Here is a 21595-nt window from a genome sequence, read left to right on the forward strand (position 1 = left end):
GAGGTTCAATCCACATCTTTTCAATTTTTTTATTTCATTTTAATAAGGAAAGGATATGAGAAATGGAAACAAGAATTGCTTTAATTGGAATCATAGTAGAAAATAAAGATTCCGTAGAAAAAATCAATGGCATTTTACATGAGTATGGTGAACATATTGTAGGCCGAATGGGTGTGCCCTATAAACCTAAAAACGTTTCTGTGATTAGTGTCATTATAGATGCTCCTAATAGCGTGATTAGTGCTTTGTCAGGAAAATTGGGGATGATTCCTCATGTCAACGTGAAGACCGTGTATTCAAAAATAAATGAACCTCTAGAAATGCAGGATTAAGTCATGAAGGCCCTTATTGATATCCTTGCCAAAGAGCATCGTTTAAGTAAAGCAGACTACCTTCTCTTACTTACACACCACCAAGATGAAGACCTTTCTTCTTATCTCTTTGAAAAAGCAAGGCAAACCGCTAATCATCTTTTTGGTCATCAGATTTATACCCGAGGCCTTATTGAATTTACTAACTACTGCAAGCAAGATTGTTACTATTGTGGCATTCGACGGAGTAATACTGAGGCTGCGCGCTATAGGCTTACTTTAGAAGACATTTTATCTTGCACTGAAATAGGTTATCACTTAGGCTTTCGTACCTTTGTTTTACAAGGTGGTGAAGATGGTCACTTTCAAGATGATACCATTTGTGATATTTTAACAGCTATCAAAAGTCAACATCCTAACTGCGCCATTACGCTTTCTATTGGTGAGAAAAGCCGCTTAAGCTATGAACGCTTTTTCAAAGCTGGTGCTGATCGTTACCTACTTCGTCATGAAACAGCTAATCTTGCTCATTATAGCCAACTTCACCCTGCTTCTCAAAGTCTAGAGCAAAGGAAACAATGTCTTTATGACCTGAAAGCTATTGGTTACCAAGTGGGTACCGGATTTATGGTAGGTTCACCTTATCAAACCTTTGATACGCTATGTGAAGACTTACTTTTCATCCAAGACTTTAAACCCCATATGGTAGGTATTGGCCCTTTTATTCCACATCAAGCTACCCCCTTTAAAGACCACTCTGCAGGCACCCTGTCACTTACTTTATTTTTAATTGGCCTTCTTAGACTCATCCTACCCAATGGATTAATCCCAGCTACTACAGCCCTGGGCACCATTGATCCTCAAGGCCGTGAAAAAGGCATTTTAGCCGGCGCTAATGTTGTCATGCCTAACCTTTCTCCGGTTGGCGTTCGTAAGAAATATAGTTTGTATAATAATAAAATATGTACAGGGGAAGAAGCTGCTGAGTGTTGGGCTTGTCTTAATAATCGTTTAAAACAAATCGGCTATAGCCTAGCTGTCAATCGTGGTGACTTCTCTCCTTTATAAAGGAGCGTTAATATGTATAATCCCAAATCTATGACTGCAACTGAATTCATTAATGATGAAGAAATTCTAGAAACCTTAGCTTATGCAGATGCTAACAAAACTAATAAAATCCTTATTAGTAGCATCATTAAAAAAGCTAAAGACTGTAAAGGCTTAAATCACCGTGAAGCCGCACTCCTTTTAGCTTGTGAGTTAGAAGAGGAAAACAAAGAAATTGAAGCTTTAGCTAAACAAATTAAACAACGTTTTTATGGTAATCGTATTGTTATGTTTGCCCCACTTTACCTATCTAATTACTGTGTCAACGGCTGCATCTACTGTCCTTATCATCATAAAAACAAACATATTACTAGAAAAAAATTGACACAAGAAGAAATCAGAGCTGAAGTCATTGCCCTTCAGGACATGGGACATAAACGTCTTGCACTAGAAGCAGGTGAAGACCCTGCCAACAATCCACTAGATTACATCTTAGAAAGCATCAAAACCATTTATAGCATTAAGCATAAAAATGGTGCTATTAGACGTGTCAATGTCAATATTGCTGCCACCACCATAGAAAACTACCATAAATTAAAAGAAGCAGGTATTGGTACTTATATTCTTTTTCAAGAAACTTATCACAAAAAGAATTATGAAGCACTTCATCCTACTGGTCCTAAGCACGACTATGCTTATCATACAGAAGCCATGGACAGAGCTATGGCTGGCGGCATTGATGATGTAGGACTTGGTGTTTTATTTGGTCTTAATAAGTATCGTTATGATTTTGTAGGCCTACTTATGCATGCAGAACATTTAGAAGCAGTGCATGGTGTAGGTCCACATACCATTAGTGTTCCTCGTATTTGTCCTGCAGATGATATTAACCCTGATGAATTCACCAATGCTATTTCTGATGACATCTTTGCTAAAATTGTGGCAGTTATTCGTATTGCTGTGCCTTATACAGGCATGATTATTTCTACTAGAGAATCTCCTAAAACTAGAAAGCGTGTATTAGAATTAGGAATTTCTCAAATTAGTGGTGGTTCTAGCACCAGTGTAGGTGGCTATGTCACTCCTGAAAAGGAAGAAGAAAACTCTGCTCAATTTGAATTAAGTGATACCCGCACATTGGATGAAATTGTAGGTTGGCTCTTAGAGCTTGGCTATATTCCAAGCTTTTGCACGGCTTGCTACAGAGAAGGCCGTACAGGAGATCGTTTTATGAGTCTTGTTAAATCTGGGCAAATTGCTAACTGCTGCGGACCTAATGCTCTTATGACATTGCAAGAATATCTAGAAGATTATGCTTCTCCTACAACTAAGGCAGCTGCAACCTCTATCATTGAAAGAGAACTTAAAACCATTACCAATCCAAAAGTTCTAGAAAAAGCAGTTAGCCAATTAAAAGCTATTCAAGGTGGAGCTAGGGATTTTAGATTTTAATCATGCATTTTGAAATAGTTTTCATTTTAAACTTGAATAGCTATAATAAATCACTTATTTCAAGAAAGGAAGTGTAGATATGAGTTTGATGGATACTCCGAGAGCTAATCGTCTTCACATTGGCTTATATGGTAAAAGAAATAGTGGTAAGTCTTCTCTTATTAATGCTTTAACTGGTCAAGAAATTGCTTTAGTTTCCAAGGAAGCAGGTACTACCACTGACCCTGTTTATAAATCTATGGAGATTTATGGTATAGGTCCTTGTGTCTTTATTGATACGGCTGGCTTTGATGATACTGGTTCCTTGGGCAAATTACGTGTTGAAAAGACTAAAGAAGCTACACAAAAGACAGATATTGCCCTTATTGTTTTTACCGATTCTGATTTAGCAGAAGAACTCAAATGGCTTCAGCACTTTAAAGCACAAGATACGCCTTTTATCCCTATTATTAATAAAGTAGATACGTTAGAAAATAGGGATAGTCTTGCTGCTCAGATAGAAGCTACTTGTGGCATCTCCCCCATTTTAGTCAGTGCTAAAAATAAAGAAGGTATCGATGCTATTAAAGAAGCTATTATTCGTCTTTTACCAGAAGACTATGAAGTTAAGAGTATTACAGGACCTCTAGCTGCTCCTGGTGATTTAGTTTTACTTGTAATGCCTCAAGATATTCAAGCCCCTAAAGGCAGACTCATTCTTCCTCAAGTACAAACGCTTCGTGATCTACTAGATAAAAAGTGTTTAGTCATGAGCTGTACCACCGACCAACTAGCTGCTACTTTAAAGGTATTAGCTAAAGCACCTGATTTAATTATTACAGACTCTCAGGTCTTTAAAACTGTTTACGATCAAAAACCAAGTAGCAGTAAATTAACTTCTTTTTCTGTTTTATTCGCTGGTTATAAAGGTGACTTACAAACTTTTAAAAAAGGTGCCTATGCCATCGATACTTTAACAGAAAACTCTAAAGTACTTATAGCTGAAGCTTGTACACACGCGCCTTTAAGTGAAGACATTGGCAGGGAAAAGCTTCCTCGCTTACTAAGGCAGAAAATAGGCTCCGGCCTTACTATTGATATTACTAGCGGTCCTCATTTTCCTTCTAAACTTGAAGGCTACGACCTCATCATTCACTGCGGCGGCTGTATGTTTAACAGAAAATATGTGCTTTCACGCGTAGCCCAGGCCAAAGCCCTAAATATTCCTATTTCTAACTATGGTGTTGTCATTGCTTACTTATCAGGGATTTTAGAACATATTGATGCATAACTTTATTAATCTAGGAAATAGTAATACTAGAAATAAAGGAGGTATCATAATGACTAACTATTCTATTGCTAATTTATCTGAAGAAGAACTTATAACTGTTAAAGAAGCAGAAGCACTTTTTAAACAAAAAACAGGCAAAACTTATGCCTTGATTGCCTGGGAATCAAAATAATCATTTGATATTCCATCACTTATTTTTATTAACTTTTTCCTAATAAGCAAAAGCATCTCCTCTTGATAAAGACCATGCTTTTGCTTTTTTATTTGAAACAATAGAATAGATTGATCACTGTCTATGAATTGCTAAAAAAATAACAACTCTTTTCATATCTTTTTTCTGTTTCACCAATTTTCTATATGTAACTTTTTATTTTATTCATTTACCTTTCATATATACCTGGTAATTATTGGAATGTACTTGAAAAACTATACAAACTGTATGTTATGTTTTATAATTTTATTGTAAATAGTTACAACTAATTATAATTTATGACATGCTTGAGTAATTAATATTTCGAATAATTAATTCGTTATTTTTTTATCATTTCTTATTCTATCTATTAACTACCTCAAGTATTTTAGTCTAAAAAAATCACCACACAGAAGGGATGTTGTACATGGCAAACATTGGAGTATTTGACGTCTTAGGCCCTATTATGATTGGTCCCTCCTCATCGCATACAGCAGGAGCAGCTAGACTTGGAAAGATCGCTAGAACTATCGTTAATAAACCTATTAAAGAGGTCAACTTTTTACTTCACGGCTCTTTTAGCCAAACTTATAAAGGACACGGTACAGACCGTGCACTTGTTGCAGGAATCTTAGGCATGAATCCTGATGATGCTCGCCTTAGAGATTCACTCACTCTCGCAAAGGAAGCAGGCATTAAAATTACTTTTACCCCAACGGATTTAGGACAAGTTCACCCGAATACAGTTAAATTCCTTATAACAGATGGAGAAGGCATTCACTGGGAAGTTCTTGGTTCATCTATTGGTGGTGGGCTTGTAGAAATCCACGAAATCAATGGTAATAAAGTTCAAATCACGGGTGAATACCCAACAGTTATCACTTGCCACAATGATATTCCTGGTACAGTTGCTAAAATCTCTAGCTTATTTTATGAGAAACAAATTAATATTGCTTTTATGAAACTAGTGAGAAGTCAAAAAGGTAAAGGTGCTACTATGACTTTCGAAGTAGATCATAGCATTCCGGAAGATATTATTTCTGAAATCAAAAATGTAGATGGTATTAACCGCGTTATTGTCATTAATCAGCTAGGAGGTGTTTCATAATGAGGATTGCTAAATCAGGAAAAGAACTTATCGAAATCTGTAAAGAAGAACAAATCACTTTAAGCGAATATGCAATTCGTACAGAAATGGAAAGCAAAGAAGTTTCTAGAGAAACTTTAATGACTCAAATGGGTGCTACTTTAGCTGTGATGAGAGAAGGTGCTACACTAGGTCGTGAAAAAGAAGTATATTCTTTAAGTGGTCTTATTGGTGGTGATGCTTATCGCTTACAACAATACCTTAACTCAGGGAAATCTTTGATGGGTAATGGCATTATTAAAGCCATGGCTATGGCTATTTCTTCTTCGGAAGTGAATGGTTCTATGGGTAAGATTGTAGCTTGTCCTACTGCTGGTTCATGTGGCATTCTTCCCGCTGTTATTTTAACTGCTGGCGAGCAGCTTGGACAAAGTGATGAAGAAATGATTCAAGGTTTATTTGCCGCTTCTGCCATTGGTATGATTATCGGTATGAATGCAACTTTCGCTGGTGCTGAAGGCGGTTGTCAAGCTGAATGTGGTTCTGCTGCTGCTATGGCTGCAGGCGCAGTTGTAGAAATGATGGGTGGCACACCTGAAATGAGCTTAGATGCAGCTGCCATCATCTTTAAAAATGTACTTGGACTTGTTTGTGATCCAGTTGCTGGCCTAGTGGAAATTCCATGTGCTAAAAGAAATGTATCAGGTGCCATCAATGCCCTTTCAACAGCAGATATGGTCATGGCTGGTGTTAATTCAAAAATTCCTTTTGATGATGCGCTATCAGCCATGTATAAGGTAGGTCTTGGACTTCCTGAAGAATTAAGGGAAACCGCTCTAGGTGGTGTAGCTATTACACCAACAGGTAAGGCCCTTAAAGAAAAAGTATTTGGAAAAACTGATAACTAAAATAACTGATAAAAACTGACAACTAAGCGGAGGCATAATTAATGGATATCTTAATTGGAACAGCTCTATTACTCGCAGTATTAGGACTCTTTACTTTATTTAGCTATAAGGCGCCAAATGGTATGAAAGCTATGGGTGCTCTTGCAAATGCAGCTTGTGCAAGCTTCTTAGTCGAAGCTTTCCATGATGCATTCTTCGGTGGTGTATTAAATATAGAATTTTTACAAGGCGTAGGGGCTGCTAATGGTAGTCTTGGTGGTGTTGCAGCTGGTATTTTAGTACCACTTGCTTTAGGTGTATCACCTGTTTACGCTGTTCTTACTGGACTTGCTTGCTCAGGCTTTGGTATTTTACCAGGCTTCGTGGCAGGTTACCTTATTTCTTATGTGGTAAAATTCCTTGAGAAAAAAGTACCAGCTGGTTTAGACCTTATCGTAATCATTGTGATTGCAGCACCTCTTTCACGTTTAATTGCTACAGGCATGACACCTATTGTGGATAGTACTTTGTTAAAAATTGGTGATGTCCTCCTTTCATCAGCAAATGCTAGCCCGATCATCATGGGTATTATCTTAGGGGGTATCTTAACAGTTGTTGCTACTGCACCACTTAGTTCTATGGCCCTTACAGCAATGCTTGGGCTTACAGGTATTCCAATGGCCATCGGTGCGTTAGCCGTATTCGGCTCTTCTTTCATGAACTTTATCTTCTTCAAAAAAATGAAATTTGGAACAAAGAAAGATACAATCGCTGTAGCTATTGAACCACTTACTCAAGCAGACCTTATTAGTGCTAACCCTATTCCAGTTTATGCAACTAATTTCATCGGTGGGGCAATGAGTGGTATTATCGTAGCGCTTATGGGACTTACTAATATGACTCCAGGTACAGCAACACCTATTGCTGGTTTTGCCGTTATGTTCGCTTATAATCCTCCAATGCAAGTTTTAATTGCTGCTGCTGGATGTATTGCTGTAAGTGTCCTTAGTGGTTACATCGGCTACTTTATCTTTAAGAACCATAAAATTAAAACAGCTGCTGAAATCAGGGGAACTGAGGCAACTATTTTATAAAAATAATTGATATTCACATCATCTCCTATTACCAATTAAAAGCTATAGCTTTTTCTAAGTCATCTCGTTTAAGTAACTGATTTCTTAGAAAAGCTATAGCTTTTTATGTACCATTTCTTAACAAATCTTAATACTTTCATGATATTCAATTTAATATTTTTTGGTTATAATATATTTATAATAATAAAAAAAGAAAAAATAGAGAGAGTTATCGTATGAATGAAAAAATTATATCTAAAAAAGTGCTTCGGCTTATATCCATTCTAGGCATCGTTGCTACTATTCTAGCTATTATTTATGGCTATCAAAAAGGCATCTTTACTTCTACTGATAGACTTCAAGCAGCTGTTAAAGAAGCAGGTATTTGGGGACCTCTTTTATTTATTGGAATTCAAATCGTACAAGTTGTTGTACCTATTATTCCTGGAGGTATTACTTGTGTGGCAGGCGTTGTGATTTTTGGACCTTTAGAAGGTTTCCTCTATAACTACATAGGTATTGTTATTGGTTCCATTATTAACTTTGCCTTAGCCCGCTCTTATGGTCAAACCTTCATCCGCAGTATGGTCTCAGAAAAACTCTACGAAAAATACATTGGCTGGCTCAGTGAAAGAGAACGCTTTGACAAGCTTTTCGCCCTAGCCATCTTCTTTCCAGTAGCACCAGATGACTTTTTATGTATGCTAGCAGGCCTTACTAAAATGACTTATAAGAAGTTTACTACCATTATTCTATTGGGTAAACCAGCAGCCTTAATGGCTTATAGCTTTAGCTTAACAGCTGTACTTCAGTTTGTAACACGCTATGTTACAAGATACTTATAGGGTACAATAAAAGTAAAAAAGTAAGAAACTACCATCCTCTAGCACTTCAATAATGCTAGAGGATGGTGGTTTCTTACTTTTTATTCATTACAAAACCTAAGCCACAACCACAAATACCTCCTATGATATGAGTCAGTTGTGAAATATTATCTTGACTGATAAGGCCATTAATGATTTCATTTCCTATATAAGCTGCAGCTACTAAAATAAGTGTTAAAGGAATGCCACCTTGCTTAATATTAGCAAAGGAACTTAAAAGAATCAACATAAAAGCAATACCACTTGCCCCTAACAAGGCGGTATCAAAAAAAATAATATTGATTAAACCTGTTATAAAAGCCGTAAAAACAATCATCCCTAATAGTTTTTTACTCCCATACTTTTCTTCTAGCATAGGACCTACCAAAAGAATGAGCATAAAGTTATTTAAAAAATGCTGCCAATCAGCATGTCCTAAAATATGTGTAAATAAACGTATGTAAGAAAGTGGATTTAGAGGTGAACTCTTATAAACACAAAATAAAAGTTGTGTAGATAGACCTGCTGTTAAGTAACCTAATATAACTGCAAAAAGAGAAAGAAGCGTAAAACTTAAGATGACGGGGGAATTATATTTAATCTTTTTTAAGTAATTCATCATTTCCTCCTATTACTTTTTTATTAGTATAGCACAGGAAAATAATAGCGTCATCTTACAAATTTTTTATTACCCCGATTAGCTTACCCATAGCTCTAAATTCACCATCTTCAATAACAATCGGTCGATATTTAGGATTTTCACTTACTAATAAAATATGCTCTTCTTCCTGAACAATTCGCTTGAGTGTGATGGCTCCATTATAGTAAATTGCAGCAATCTCATGGTCACTCACACTACCTGCTTGGATGACTACATAGTCACCATCATCAATACCTGCCCCAATCATACTATCTCCTTGTACATGCAGCATATAAGTATTCTTTTTATGTCCTGTTAATTCTCCTGGTATTTCAAAGCTGCCACATGTATCATCTACTACTTCAATAGGCATACCAGCTGCAATATCAGAATAAATCGGTAGGCTTTGTACATCTTCTTGCTTAACTTCATCAATATAAGTCTCTCCTGCACTTGTGTCTTGCTTAAAGATGGTTTCAAGGCCTGTTAATTTATTAATATATTTATAAGTTTCCACATACCATGGTAAATGAGAGGCTTGATGATTATTTAGCTGATTGGTCATAAAGATTTCTAATGGTGTAGGTTCTAAAGAAATCTGTTTCTTAGCCTTTACTTTTCCTTTTTGTCTCATTCCTTTTAAGCGCCTTACTCTTCCAGTCATATCATAGCCTAACTTTTTGTAACTAGTTCCTCTCGTAAGCCCCAACATTCTAGAAAACTCAGGCTTAATAGCTACCAAGAAAAGAACCTCTCCTTTTTGCTCTTTTCTTAATAAACCAAGGAGTTCTAACTGTACCTCGGTTAATAAATGGGCATCATCTACAATCAAATGTACATACTGTCCTTTCAGTCTGCCCTCTTTAAGCGCTATTAAAAGCCTTAAATCTCTTTGACTAGTCGTCATTTTACCTTGTTCTTCTAATTCAACCTCTATATATGTTTTCAGTGCCCATAACGCTTGTCTGGTTTTTCCTTTTTTAGGCCATTTCATTTCACAACCAACGCGATCTGCATCTAAATAGCCCTCTAATGAAGTGTAACCTTTAACATCCATCCATTTCATTTCTTCTTTTAAAAGACGCTTTTCTTTTAAGCATTTTACACGTGGATATTCTTTTTTCACCTGATGAATGGCTTCTTCCAATAACATTTCTGGTATTTCTTCTATATAAATATATGGCTTTTCTTTAAAACATTCCTGAGCTAATTGGACTAACAAGTCTTCTAATCTATAGATTATTCCTTGATTTAAATGGCTATCACTTTCAAATAAGCTCATATTTTCTATACTTTTAACAGTCGCTAATTGCTGCTTAGCGACTTCATAAGCTTCACTTTTAATTGCAACAAAAAGGAGTTTTTTTCCTGTATTTTCTAATAGGTAGAGCATACGTGCAATCCCAATAGTCGTTTTTCCTGCCTGTTCTTCTCCTTTAATGATGCTTTGTCCTGTAATAGGATGGTGTGCTATTTTCTTTTGTGAATAAGTTAATTTTTGCATGTCCGCCCTCCTTCTTATGTTTTACTGATTACTTTTTATTATACGAATTTATGTCATCTTAATCAAGCAAGAAAGATAGCAAAAAAAGACTACCGCAACTTAGTGCAATAGTCCTCTAGGTCTTAACTTTTATTGGATTTCAATTAATCGTTTTGCTTTTGGTACTTCTTCTTTTGGAATATTTATCTTCAATACACCTTCTTCTAGTTTAGCTGTAATGCCTTCAACTTTAACATCTTTTAAGCTAATTGCACGCTCCATAGAAGTCATGCGACGTTCTCTATGGATATAGTGATCTTTTTCATCATTTACTTCTTGTTTTTGTTGCACGGCTATAATCAATTGATCATTCTGATAGTCAATAGCAATGTCTTCTTTTTTAACGCCTGGCATCTCTGCTTCAATAGCATAGCCATTCGCATCTTCTTTAATATCTACCTTAAAGGTGTCATACTTAAAATCCCTTAAGCCGAGAAGATCATTGTTAAAAAAGTCATCCATTACATGATAAAAGTCTGCAAATCCGTTGTTGTTCCTTTGAACTGCTTGACGATTGAATGGTGTTAATCCAAACATATAAACTCCTCCTCTAAGAAACCTTTTTATAGTTTTGTTAGCACTCTAATTGGTCGAGTGCTAATTACACTTATAATATAGGCTTCTTAAATGTTATTGTCAAGTATTTTTTTATTTTTTTATAAAAATTTTGTATTTACGAAATTTGCTTTAAACCTTCATTAAAAAAGAGCCGTACATGGCTCCTTTTTACTGGCTAAATAATTCATAATAAATGCGATCTTTACTTACGCCTAACCCAAGTAAACTTTCCTCTAAAGCTTTCATAAATACTGGTGGCCCACAAAGATAAAAAGTACTTTCTAAATTGGCTTCTGTACTTAACCATTCTTTAGTAACAAAGCCTATTTCATCATAGTCTCTTCCTTTTTCATCTTCTGCTAGAGGATTAGAATAAAAAACCGTATTTCTGAAGCCCTTTAGTTCTGCAATCATGTGAATATCTGTTTTAAATGGATGAAGCTTTGAGTTTTGCACGGCTTGAATAAAATGAACTGATTTTCTAGTATCAGCTGCTTGATAAAGCATGGATAATAGTGGAGTGATGCCTATCCCACCTGATATGAGGGTAATAGGTGCTTCTGCGCTCTCTTCTTTTAAAGTAAATAACCCCATAGGAATCATGGCTTCAATACAATCTCCTATCTGTAATCTTTCATGAAGATACGTACTTATTAACCCACCTGGTATTTTTTTAACACTGATACGATAAAGCTCGTCATTAGGAATGATGGATAAACTATAGGTTCTCAGCACATCTTTATAAGCTGCTTCCTCTGTTACTATTTTAAAAGGAAGATATTGCCCTGCTTCATGTTTGACAAGTTTGCCACCATCTTCTGCTTTAAAGTAAAAAGAAGTAATATCCTCACACTCTTTAATTCGATCAACCAAAACAAGTTTCCTAAAACCGCTCCATTTGCCATCTTGTTTCATCATTTTTCTCCTTTTTCTTTGTTAATAATAATTATTATATAATATGGCATAAATTAATCCAAGTCCATTTATATTATATTTTTCATTATCTTATATGATTTATACTCCTTTTTCATAAATAAAGAGGCTACCTATGAAACTTATCTCAAATACACGATATCGTGTATTAAAGTATTATTTCCAGACAGCCTCTTATCATTTTCTTAATTACGTCCTTTTAAGAAGTCGTAACTATTTCTTCTACAACAACTTGATTTGTTAGTGAAGCCCTATTTAATAATAAATAATAGCATTTACTTCATAACCTTGTTTTAAAACTGCTTGATTTTCTGTTACCTCTAATTCTACACTAATCATATTTTCTCCGTTAACAACTTTAGCTGCTTGGGCAATACGTGATACCTTAGCGCTGATTGCATCATCTGGGCTCGCTGCTAAGTATAGATCAGCTTTTTCTCCTACTTTAATTTTATTGATAAAGGCTTCTGGTACATCCACTAGAGCGGTTAACTTACTAGGGTCAATAAGACGCATGATAGGTTCTCCACCTTTTAGCCGCGTTCCTTCAGTTACTAGTATTTCATAAACAACTCCTTCTTTCTGATCCAAAACAATAGCTTTATCTTTTAAATAAGCTTTAGTGAGTTTAGCTTTCATTTCTTTCAGCTCAGTTTCTGCTGTTTGTATCTTAATATCTAAGGTCTCTACTTTGCTTGCTTTTTCTGTACTTGTATTACTTACTGTTAACTGCAAGCTATCTATTGACCCCTTAAGACTATCTACCTCTAATTGCTTACTTGTTGTCAGCTGCTTTAATGCATTTTCCGCTTGATACTTATTATTTTTAAGTTCTGCTAAACTCATTTCTTTATCTTTTAGTTCTTTATCTGATATCCCTCCTACTTCTATTAAACTCTTACTCACCTCATAATCTTTTTCTGCTATACTAATCTGCTGGTCTAATATTTTAATTTGTTCTTCAATCTTTATAAGTTCAGGATCTGTACCATTTGATAACTGATTTTGTTTTGTCTTTAACTCACTATTTTTTTGATTAATAGTAACACTTTGTGGATCTAAACTATTATAGGCAGCTTCTCTTTCTACTTTTAAAAGCTGAATTTCTTGTTCTTTTTTAATCATTTCATTTTTATAGCTTTCATAATCTAAAGTCATAAGCTGAGTACCTTTTTCGACAAGATCCCCCGCTTTTAAATCAATGGTTTCAATAGTAGCTGGAAAATCTACTGCTAATTCTCTAATAGTTGCAGCTTCTACTTTTCCAAATACATCTAATTGATTCACTTCCTGATTAACTTCTACTTCTTTTACTAATTCCTGTGCATTCACTTCTTGTGAGTTGCAACCAGTCATTGAAACACTTCCTAAGATAATTCCTGTGCTTAATAAAAATAAACTAAATTGCTTTTTCATATCCTTCTCCCCTTATCTTTGTAGACTGTTCTTCACAAATACAACCGTCTTTCACCATAATTAAATGTGTTCCATAATCTGCCGCTTCCCTTGAATGGGTAACTTGAACAATGGTTTTCCCTTGTGTTTGATTAATCACTTGTAAAAGTTCCATAATCTCTTTTCCTGTTTTACTATCTAAATTTCCAATAGGTTCATCTGCAAAAATAATATCTGGTTTATTAATAAGTGCTCTTGCAATGGCCACTCTTTGTTGCTGACCACCTGAAAGCTCTCTTGGTGTATGCCTTCTACGCTCTGTCAATCCTACAATTCTCAGGATTTCTTCTAAATCCTCTTTATAATCCTTCATTTTTTTACCATCTAATAAAATCGGTAACATAATATTTTCTTCTACATTTAAGTTGGGAATCAAATTGTAAAACTGAAATACAAACCCTATATCACGTCTACGCATTTCACTTTCTGCTTGATCCTTCATTGTAGATAATTCTTTGCCATTAATCTTAATAGTCCCAGTAGTTGGTTTATCTAGCCCTCCTATTAAATAAAGCAAGGTGCTTTTCCCTGAACCAGAAGGCCCCATAATTGAATAAAAGCTTCCCTTTTCAACTGTTAAGTTGATATCTTTTAAAATCTCTACTTTTTCACTCCCTAAATCATAGCTTTTGCATAAATGATTGGTTTCTATTACATAGGACATTTCTACTCCTCCTCATATTCTTTACTAATACCAATTTTATTTCTATCACTCTATCCAACTATTCAAATTTGATTGCTTCTATAATGTTCAATTTAGAGGTTTTAAAAGCTGGAGAAATAGAAGCTACGATAGTCACTAAAGTTGCTACTCCAATATAAACCCATAGGCCATTAGCTACAAAGTAAACAATTGGTGGTAGCTGCATACCTTCTATAACATAAGGCATATTGTTCATAATAATCCAACCGGCTCCTATACCTGCTATTGCCCCTAATAGCCCTGTGTATAAAGCTTCTAAAAAAATCATTTGAATGACTTGCTTTTTGTTCATGCCCACTGAACGTAATACCGCGATGCTTCTTTTTCGTTCAATAAAGCTAATAAATAAATTATTAATAATACCAATTACGCCTATAATGGCTGCCAAAACAGAAAAACCAGACAAAATACTCATAATCTGAGCATTACCTTCCTTATTATTTTGGAGTTGCTGCCTCATAGTGGCTCCTGATAGATGACGATCCTTATATTTTATCTTTAGTGCTTCTAATACTTCTGTAGGTTCTTTAGACGTTTTTAAGTAAATTGTAGTGTAATTGTGAACCCCTATATCTTGTTTAAAATAAGCCTCACCAATCTGAACTAAATCTCCATTGTTCATTAAGGTATCATAAAAACCAATAATTTCATAAGTCCGTAATCCCTCTGGCATTTTAAGCTGTATCTTTTGCCCTTCTACTAAGCTATAACGTTTCTTTAGTACATTTGAAAACGCAATATTACGTCCCTCCCCCAGTTGTTCTAGAATACGATCCTTTTCTTCTTCATTCTCATACCCATAAGTAAGGTAATCAGCATGAACCTTCCCTGAAACACCTTCAATGGAGGCAAGCTTTACATTATTGTAATCTACTAACTCTATATTCTTACCATAGTAATAACCACTGACATAACAGCCATAAGCATCTGTTACCCCCTCCTCATATAGCAAGGAACGTACTGTATTTGTATCCATATTATCTAGAGATAGTTGTACATCATACGCAAAGCTCTTCTCGTAGGCATTTACCACTTCTACTGCTAGATTTTCACCGATGTTATTGACCATAAGCAAAATACCGACCCCAAGAGTAATCAGTGACATACTGTTAAGTATACTTTTATTTCCTTTAATATTTTTCACTGCTAGGACCCCTACATTACCAAATAAGGTTGCAAACAGTTTCTCAGTTAATCTAGAAGAAAGTTTAATAATAGTAGGTAGAATCCCTATTATGCCAATTAAAGCTAAAAATACACAGATGCTAGCTGCTGTAATCCGATAGCTCTCAGGTAGAATTTTAATCGCTACAATACTAAATACTACTAAAATGATACTTCTTATTTCTTTACTTCTTTTACGCTTTACTGAGTGATTACTCCCACCTAATACAATTTCCTTAACAGGTACCTTAGCTACCTTTAATATAGGTAAAATACTACTAGCTAAACAAATAATAATACAAAGTAAAAAAGAACCTAGTAGATAATCTGGCGTAATGACTAAATCTATCTTTCCACCTATACCTTCTGAAGCAGCTACGACACTAAGAAGTACTTTTAAAATAATAATGCCTAGTCCCCATGAAGCAATTCCCCCTAATACACCATAAAAACTGCTTTCTAAAATGAGTACTCGTTTCATCATCTTTTGACTAGCACCTACGCTTCTAAAAGTCCCAATAATTGGCATTTTCTCTAGCATAATGACCTTGAATGAAGTATAAACGATAAAAACACTCATCACTGTTACAATTAAAGTCATCATCATAAATAAGGTAGAAAACATACTAAGCATGGTTCTTATGTCTTCAATAGGAATAGGTTCTGCTACTTCGTATTTAGGATAAGCTACTTTAAAATCTTTTAAGAGCTGTGAAACCTCTACCCCTTCTTTTCCTTTAATGTAAATGCTACTTGGCTTTTGATGTGTTCCTAAATACTTAGATAAAGTGGTATAGGGCATTAAAATTTGAGACCTATTTCCCTCACTACTAAAGATTCCTACCTTACTGGTAATACCATAAATCATCAACTTCCTTTTGATGTTGTTTATACGTATCTCTAAAGCATCACCTATTTCTAATTGATACTTCTTCGCAGTTTGATCACTTATGATGATTTGATTATTGGTAAAGTCTGCATTGCTACGTTTACTAATGAGCTGTAACTTATTCATTTGCAAGTAATCTTCAAGCGCTACCCCCATAATACTGACTTCATCTACAACCTTTTTTCCACTATCATAAGTACCACTGCTACTTAATACTGGAATCATGTATTCTACCTGCTGCTCAAGTGCTTTTCCTGGTGTTAAGCTGATTACTTGACTTGGTGAGTTTTCTCCTGGTCTAATACAGACCTGCGCCGTTCCAGTGCTTGTTTTCATCTGCTCCACATAAATAGCTAATAAAGAATCGGTAATGGAGAGGGAGGTAAGACATAAAGCTCCCGATAACATGACTGCTAGTAAAATAAGAAACGTTCTTAGTTTCTTTTCACTCATAGACTTCATAATGTATTTGATAATAATAGGCATCTTTTACTTCCTCCTTTAATCTGCCTTTTTGCTCCACTTCATATTATTTTTTATAAATAGATACCTCGCCTGTAATAGTACCCTTATTTCACGTTTATACTAATCTTAAAAATAAGGGCTGTCAATTAAAATACTGAAAATTCATATTTTTTAACCCTTCTCTAATCCTTCTTTAATCTTTCTTTCTAACTTTTCTCAGATTACAACCCCAAAATTGTCTTACTAGAGTTTTCTTTTCTCATAACATTTCAGACATTTTATTTTATTATTCAACCTGCCTCTTACTTTTTTTTAGTATTTATCAAATAAAAAAGAGACCATTTACTTTATCAGTAATAGTCTCTTATACATAAAATATCCCCTTATAACTAAGCATCCTTCTTTAAAGATTCTTTTAACATATTTTCTAACTGCTGCAAGAAATCAATGATACCACAAATAATAATAGCTTTTTTACTCATTTTAGTATTTAAGATATCTAGCTTGTCCCCAAATTCATTAATCGTTCCTGTTATAACACTTACCCCTTCTGTTGCATGGTTAATCTCTACATTGGCTCTTTCTATTTCACTTACAATTTGCTTACTTACTTCCTTTACTTCTAGAGAGCAAGCAGATACTTCTTTAAACTGTTGCTGCACATTTTCTGCATGTTGTAAATTACCTGCAATAGCACCTTTAGAATTTATTATTTCTTTCTTTAAAGCATCTAGACTACCATAAAGCGTTTTAATACTTTTATCAATACCGCTTGCTAACTCTTTAGTAGAAGCAGATAATTCTCTAATATGTGTAGCAACTACTGAAAAGCCTTTTCCTGCTTCTCCTGCTCTACTTGCTTCAATAGAAGCATTTAAAGCTAATAGATTAGTACTCCCTGCAATACCTGTTATGCTCTTTGACATCTCTTGAATATGTGAGAAATCCTTTTCTAGCATTTGAAAGGTTGTAGTCATACCATCTAGTGCAGAACAAGTTCCTTCTATTTGATGCGTTAATTCATCCATTTGTATATCTGCTTTTTGAATGGCTACATCAGATTTTTCCATTCTATGATCAATCTGCCCTACAAATACCTCAAATTGCTTAAAGTGACTATTCACTTGTTCAATCATCTCATTAATCGTACCCACCTGTTCGTAAGCTGAAGCAAATTCCTTTTGAACATCTAGTAAACATTGAGAAACGTCTATTTCTTCATTCATAAAGGCATCTACTTTTTTCTCAATATGTAAAATACCATAGTTAATGTACTCGTCATAACTTTCACTTTCTGGTACTTCTGCTAGGTATTCTTCTTCCCTTGATTTCTCTTCTCTTTTTCTAGAACCTAACCACTTCATCCTTCAGCCCCCCTATTCAAATACTGCAATAGCCATTGTCTGATTAAAATGCTGCTCATTAAGCTGCTCTCCATATCCTGAAAAAGCCACATAATCACCGACAGCTTCTCCCATTTTTCTAGCATATGCATTAATATAGCCATCTTGTTCAAATAAGATAGATCTAGCTAAACAGTGTATCATGATTGCTAAACTTGGACGTGGAATATCTCTCCTAATCTTCTCTATGGTCTTTTCAATCACCTCTTTGTAAGAAGCTGGCTGCAACAAAACTACTTGTGAGTTGCTATATACCCTTGCATGATAAGCAATACTATTATCTGGTAGTACCATTTGATTAGCTGTAATATACATATCATTTCCTATGATTCTTCCTAAAGGACGATTATCAAGATATGGACCTAGTTGGTCAACTCTTGTATTGAGTGCTTTTGCCATAGCTTTAGCTGCTGGCTCATGATTCAGCTCATGAACAATACGTTTTCTTACATCCACTTTCGTTGCAATAAAATGATGCTCTGTGGGCTCATAAATATTTTCTTTATAAAGCTTAATAGCTCCTTTAAGATTTCTAATAAGTACAAAAACACAGGCCTTATCATAAACTACTCCATTCAATGAAACCATTGTTTTTTCAGCTACGCCATGGTCTCCTGCAGAACCGCCAATTAAAGGAATTTTCTTTTCACCGAGCACACTATTTAAAGTGGATAAAATGAGTTCTTCACTGCTAATAAGCGCTGTTGAAAATTCTAAACATATGGTGTTTCTAGGGTTAGCTAGCTGCTTTACACAATTTTCTACTCGTCTTACATATTTTAAAGGATATTTATCTACTTCTTCTAAAACATCACCAAAACACTCAATACCTTCTTCAATACCTAATACCATCAATGTATCTTTATAAGCGCCTTCCTTACAAAGACTAACGTAGGTAGTAGAACCCATTATTATACTATCAGGAAACATCTTCTTCATTTCAATAGTGTATGCTTCAAACTGCTCAACACCTGAATAAAACAGGATTAGCTTAGGTTCCTTTAAACCACCAGCTGCTTCCTCAATAGCTTGTTTTGCATCTTTTTGAGTACTTTTTCCAATTTTATATTTCATAGATAGCCTCCTTACTCTGCTAATTATTCTAAATATGTAATTATTTTGTGTAATTGTATCATATTTTTAGAATTTATTCAACATTTACGAGGTACTATTAATATTCCTGTATATTATTATACTTTTTACCAATAGTTACTTATATTTTTATTAAAATAGACACTAAAAGCTACAAAACTTCTTTTTGTTTTATAGCTTTTAGTGTCTATTTTGACTTCTAATTTATTCTTTAAAAATCCACGTCATTTTTTTCATTAATAGACCTATAATTTAAGCCTTTAAAGGATGACAGGCTGTTCTACATAAACTAGGTCTATAACATCTGGAGGATACACAGGAACTTCTACCACTTGCCCTAATAGCTTCTTAAGCGCAAGGTAGGGTAAGTTTATGCCTGCATAATAGCTATAATGAATGCCACCCGACATACGGGTATTTACTTCTAACAAATAGAGGGTATCTTCATGGTAACGTAACTGTAAATTAAAGGGCTGATTAAATCCAAATCGCTCCGCTAAAACAGCTGCTTTATTTATAAGCTCTTGGCTACAACAAATTTCTTGTAATCTCCCAGGACCTTTTCGTCTTGGTACTGCTATTACTCCATGTTGTGTTTTTAGTGCATCAATACTGATTTCCGTTCCTTTTAAATAAGGCATGATGATGAGTGGCTTAAACGATTCTATTGAACCTAAAATCTCTACGATTGCTTCATAGCCTATATGCTTTTCACTCATCTCCAGTTGTTTAATCGATACTGGGCCATCCTCTATGATATTAAAACTACTAGCGCCTTCTCCCACTGCATATTTAACACATAAAACAGCACTCTTCCCTAACTGTTGCTTTAATTTTTCATAGCTGAGTTTAAAGGCTTCCACATTTGTTACTACCTCAAAAGGTGGTACGTTACAAATTTCTGGCAAAGACTTAAAAAGCTCAGCTGTCTTAACTTTATTATTAAAGTTTTCTAATAGTTCTATATCATCTTCAACTAATACTTTAATACCTAACTCCGTAAAGGCTTCCTTCCTCTTAGCAATAGCAATCATATGACGTTTTGGTATAAATACGTCTACTTGATGCTCCCTACAAAAAGTTAAACACCACTCTACGTAGTCTTCTGGGCTTATTCCCTTCTTAGGTTCTTCCCAAAATTCATCACAAACCTTTTGATAAACAACATTTTGATTGGTGCTTGTTCCAATAATATGTAAGCTTAAACCCTCAGCTTCAGCCCCTTCTCTTAGCTGCTTAATAATTTGATACATTGTACTAAACCACTGATTGACCCAAATTCTACACCTCATAAATTACCTACTTTCATTATTTATTAATAATAGTATATCACTTCTTGATATTTCTAAAAATATTTACTTTTGCTTGCTCATATTAACCCAAAAGTGCGCCAGACTGCTTATGTGTTTTCCTTATAAAAGCTGCATACTTCTAAATAACATAATGATTATAAACAAACTAGGCATAGATAAAAGACTGGTCCACACCACAAGTTGCCCTGCTAATTCTTCATCTGATTCCATAGCCCCTGCCATAATTGCACTTGAAACTGCTACAGGTGTCCCAAACAAAGTAATAAGTGCTGGATATTCTGTTGTCGTAAAATGGATAAACTGTGTATGCTGAGATAAAAGCAGTGCTCCACTTAAAGTAAGCAGTGGCGCCACGATTAAACGCCATACCGTTCCAATCATAATATCCTTAGCCAACGCTTTAACAGCTGAAAATCTAAACTGCCCTCCTAATACAATAAGTGCCAAAGGCGATGCAATACTGCTGATATTCTTAATAGCAGTATGTAAAAATGGTAAATGGGTTTTTAATGTAAAAGCATAACTCTTAGTTGCCTCATCATAAGGTATAAAGCCACGTATAACTAAACACATCATGCCTAATGCCACGCCAATAATAAGCGGATTTTTACAGATGCTAATTAAAATCTGTTTGGGGCCAATCTTATTTCCTTTTGGATCCTCTACATAAATAGATAACGCAACAACAGCTAAAATATTATAAAGAGGGATGCTAAAAGCTGAGATAACAGCAGCAATAGCAACTGCCTTAGAACCTCCTAATGCTTCGGATAAGGGAATGCCTATAATTGCAAAATTAGATCTAAAAATACATTGTAAGATAACTCCTTTTTTGCGTGGATCTGATGTACATAGCTTGACTGTTAACATTCCTAATACGAATAAAATTAAAATAGCTAGCACAACAAATGTGATAACACTCCAGTTTAACTCGCTTAAATTATCTATAGAATAAACATTATAAAAAAGTAACCCAGGCAATGCTATGTTAAACACAAAGGCATTAGCTTTTTTTAAAAATGCTTCATCAAAAAATTCAATTTGCTTTAAACCATAACCTAATGCAATAAGCAGGATAAGTGGTAAAATAGCATTGGCTGAAAATATAAAGGTATCCATTATTTGTTTCTCCTTATGTACTCTTTTTGTCTTTTAATACGTCTTTTCTACCCCCTCATTATAACTGAATGTTATAAAAAAAACGACTTTTCTTTTAAGAATAAAACGGGCAAAATAATAAGGGGCTTTCGCGCTAAA

At 34.8% G+C, this 21595-nt stretch carries 20 protein-coding genes; 9 read left to right on the forward strand and 11 right to left on the reverse strand.

Features of this window, described 5'->3' with window-relative positions; genetic code table 11:
- Nucleotides 1–62 precede the first annotated feature (62 nt).
- From CLOLE_RS13330 to CLOLE_RS13365, 9 genes are all read left to right on the forward strand, one after another.
- Complete coding sequence (locus CLOLE_RS13330; protein WP_013657650.1) at nucleotides 63–332, forward strand: TM1266 family iron-only hydrogenase system putative regulator; 270 nt, start codon at nucleotides 63–65, stop codon at nucleotides 330–332.
- Nucleotides 333–335: 3 nt separating this feature from the next.
- Nucleotides 336–1379, forward strand: a complete 1044-nt coding sequence (gene hydE, locus CLOLE_RS13335) for a [FeFe] hydrogenase H-cluster radical SAM maturase HydE (RefSeq protein WP_013657651.1) — start codon at nucleotides 336–338, stop codon at nucleotides 1377–1379.
- A 12-nt stretch (nucleotides 1380–1391) separates the two neighbouring features.
- Nucleotides 1392–2810, forward strand: coding sequence for a [FeFe] hydrogenase H-cluster radical SAM maturase HydG (gene hydG / locus CLOLE_RS13340; protein ID WP_013657652.1), 1419 nt, complete (start codon nucleotides 1392–1394; stop codon nucleotides 2808–2810).
- A 79-nt stretch (nucleotides 2811–2889) separates the two neighbouring features.
- On the forward strand, nucleotides 2890–4080 hold the full coding sequence (hydF, locus tag CLOLE_RS13345; RefSeq protein ID WP_013657653.1) for a [FeFe] hydrogenase H-cluster maturation GTPase HydF: 1191 nt from the start codon (nucleotides 2890–2892) through the stop codon (nucleotides 4078–4080).
- A gap of 49 nt (nucleotides 4081–4129) precedes the next feature.
- A complete protein-coding gene (locus tag CLOLE_RS23820; protein ID WP_013657654.1) occupies nucleotides 4130–4252 on the forward strand; it encodes a hypothetical protein in 123 nt (40 codons plus the stop codon).
- Between the two features lie 445 nt (nucleotides 4253–4697).
- On the forward strand, nucleotides 4698–5378 hold the full coding sequence (gene sdaAB, locus CLOLE_RS13350) for an L-serine ammonia-lyase, iron-sulfur-dependent subunit beta (protein WP_013657655.1): 681 nt from the start codon (nucleotides 4698–4700) through the stop codon (nucleotides 5376–5378).
- On the forward strand, nucleotides 5378–6265 hold the full coding sequence (gene sdaAA / locus CLOLE_RS13355) for an L-serine ammonia-lyase, iron-sulfur-dependent, subunit alpha (protein ID WP_013657656.1): 888 nt from the start codon (nucleotides 5378–5380) through the stop codon (nucleotides 6263–6265). The genes sdaAB and sdaAA overlap by 1 nt, the downstream gene beginning before the upstream one ends.
- A gap of 41 nt (nucleotides 6266–6306) precedes the next feature.
- A complete protein-coding gene (locus CLOLE_RS13360) occupies nucleotides 6307–7338 on the forward strand; it encodes a PTS sugar transporter subunit IIC (RefSeq protein ID WP_013657657.1) in 1032 nt (343 codons plus the stop codon).
- A 215-nt stretch (nucleotides 7339–7553) separates the two neighbouring features.
- Nucleotides 7554–8162, forward strand: a complete 609-nt coding sequence (locus CLOLE_RS13365; RefSeq protein ID WP_013657658.1) for a TVP38/TMEM64 family protein — start codon at nucleotides 7554–7556, stop codon at nucleotides 8160–8162.
- Between the two features lie 73 nt (nucleotides 8163–8235).
- On the opposite strand, the gene CLOLE_RS13370 is transcribed toward CLOLE_RS13365, so the two are convergent.
- From CLOLE_RS13370 to CLOLE_RS13420, 11 genes are all read right to left on the reverse strand, one after another.
- Nucleotides 8236–8799: a rhomboid family intramembrane serine protease gene (locus CLOLE_RS13370; RefSeq protein WP_013657659.1), complete on the reverse strand. Its 564-nt coding sequence runs from the start codon at nucleotides 8797–8799 to the stop codon at nucleotides 8236–8238.
- A gap of 55 nt (nucleotides 8800–8854) precedes the next feature.
- Nucleotides 8855–10324 (reverse strand): LexA family protein, encoded by a 1470-nt coding sequence (locus tag CLOLE_RS13375; protein WP_013657660.1) that lies wholly within the window; start codon nucleotides 10322–10324, stop codon nucleotides 8855–8857.
- A 129-nt stretch (nucleotides 10325–10453) separates the two neighbouring features.
- Nucleotides 10454–10900: an Hsp20/alpha crystallin family protein gene (locus CLOLE_RS13380; RefSeq protein ID WP_013657661.1), complete on the reverse strand. Its 447-nt coding sequence runs from the start codon at nucleotides 10898–10900 to the stop codon at nucleotides 10454–10456.
- Between the two features lie 189 nt (nucleotides 10901–11089).
- Nucleotides 11090–11836 carry an FAD-binding oxidoreductase gene (locus tag CLOLE_RS13385; protein ID WP_013657662.1) on the reverse strand — a complete coding sequence of 249 codons (747 nt, stop codon included), beginning with the start codon at nucleotides 11834–11836 and terminating at the stop codon, nucleotides 11090–11092.
- Between the two features lie 273 nt (nucleotides 11837–12109).
- Complete coding sequence (locus CLOLE_RS13390; RefSeq protein ID WP_013657663.1) at nucleotides 12110–13270, reverse strand: HlyD family secretion protein; 1161 nt, start codon at nucleotides 13268–13270, stop codon at nucleotides 12110–12112.
- Entirely contained in the window at nucleotides 13254–13973 is a 720-nt protein-coding gene (locus CLOLE_RS13395; RefSeq protein ID WP_013657664.1) for an ABC transporter ATP-binding protein, read from the reverse strand. The genes CLOLE_RS13390 and CLOLE_RS13395 overlap by 17 nt, the downstream gene beginning before the upstream one ends.
- Before the next feature lie 58 nt (nucleotides 13974–14031).
- Nucleotides 14032–16551 carry an ABC transporter permease gene (locus CLOLE_RS13400; RefSeq protein ID WP_013657665.1) on the reverse strand — a complete coding sequence of 840 codons (2520 nt, stop codon included), beginning with the start codon at nucleotides 16549–16551 and terminating at the stop codon, nucleotides 14032–14034.
- 368 nt (nucleotides 16552–16919) lie between these two features.
- On the reverse strand, nucleotides 16920–17894 hold the full coding sequence (locus CLOLE_RS13405) for a methyl-accepting chemotaxis protein (protein ID WP_013657666.1): 975 nt from the start codon (nucleotides 17892–17894) through the stop codon (nucleotides 16920–16922).
- A gap of 12 nt (nucleotides 17895–17906) precedes the next feature.
- A complete protein-coding gene (locus CLOLE_RS13410; RefSeq protein WP_013657667.1) occupies nucleotides 17907–19007 on the reverse strand; it encodes an FIST signal transduction protein in 1101 nt (366 codons plus the stop codon).
- Nucleotides 19008–19285: 278 nt separating this feature from the next.
- Complete coding sequence (locus CLOLE_RS13415; protein ID WP_013657668.1) at nucleotides 19286–20317, reverse strand: ATP-grasp domain-containing protein; 1032 nt, start codon at nucleotides 20315–20317, stop codon at nucleotides 19286–19288.
- Nucleotides 20318–20437: 120 nt separating this feature from the next.
- Nucleotides 20438–21457 (reverse strand): AEC family transporter, encoded by a 1020-nt coding sequence (locus CLOLE_RS13420; protein WP_013657669.1) that lies wholly within the window; start codon nucleotides 21455–21457, stop codon nucleotides 20438–20440.
- Between the last annotated feature and the right edge of the window lie 138 nt (nucleotides 21458–21595).

The organism is Cellulosilyticum lentocellum DSM 5427, assembly GCF_000178835.2.
Taxonomy (GTDB): domain Bacteria; phylum Bacillota; class Clostridia; order Lachnospirales; family Cellulosilyticaceae; genus Cellulosilyticum; species Cellulosilyticum lentocellum.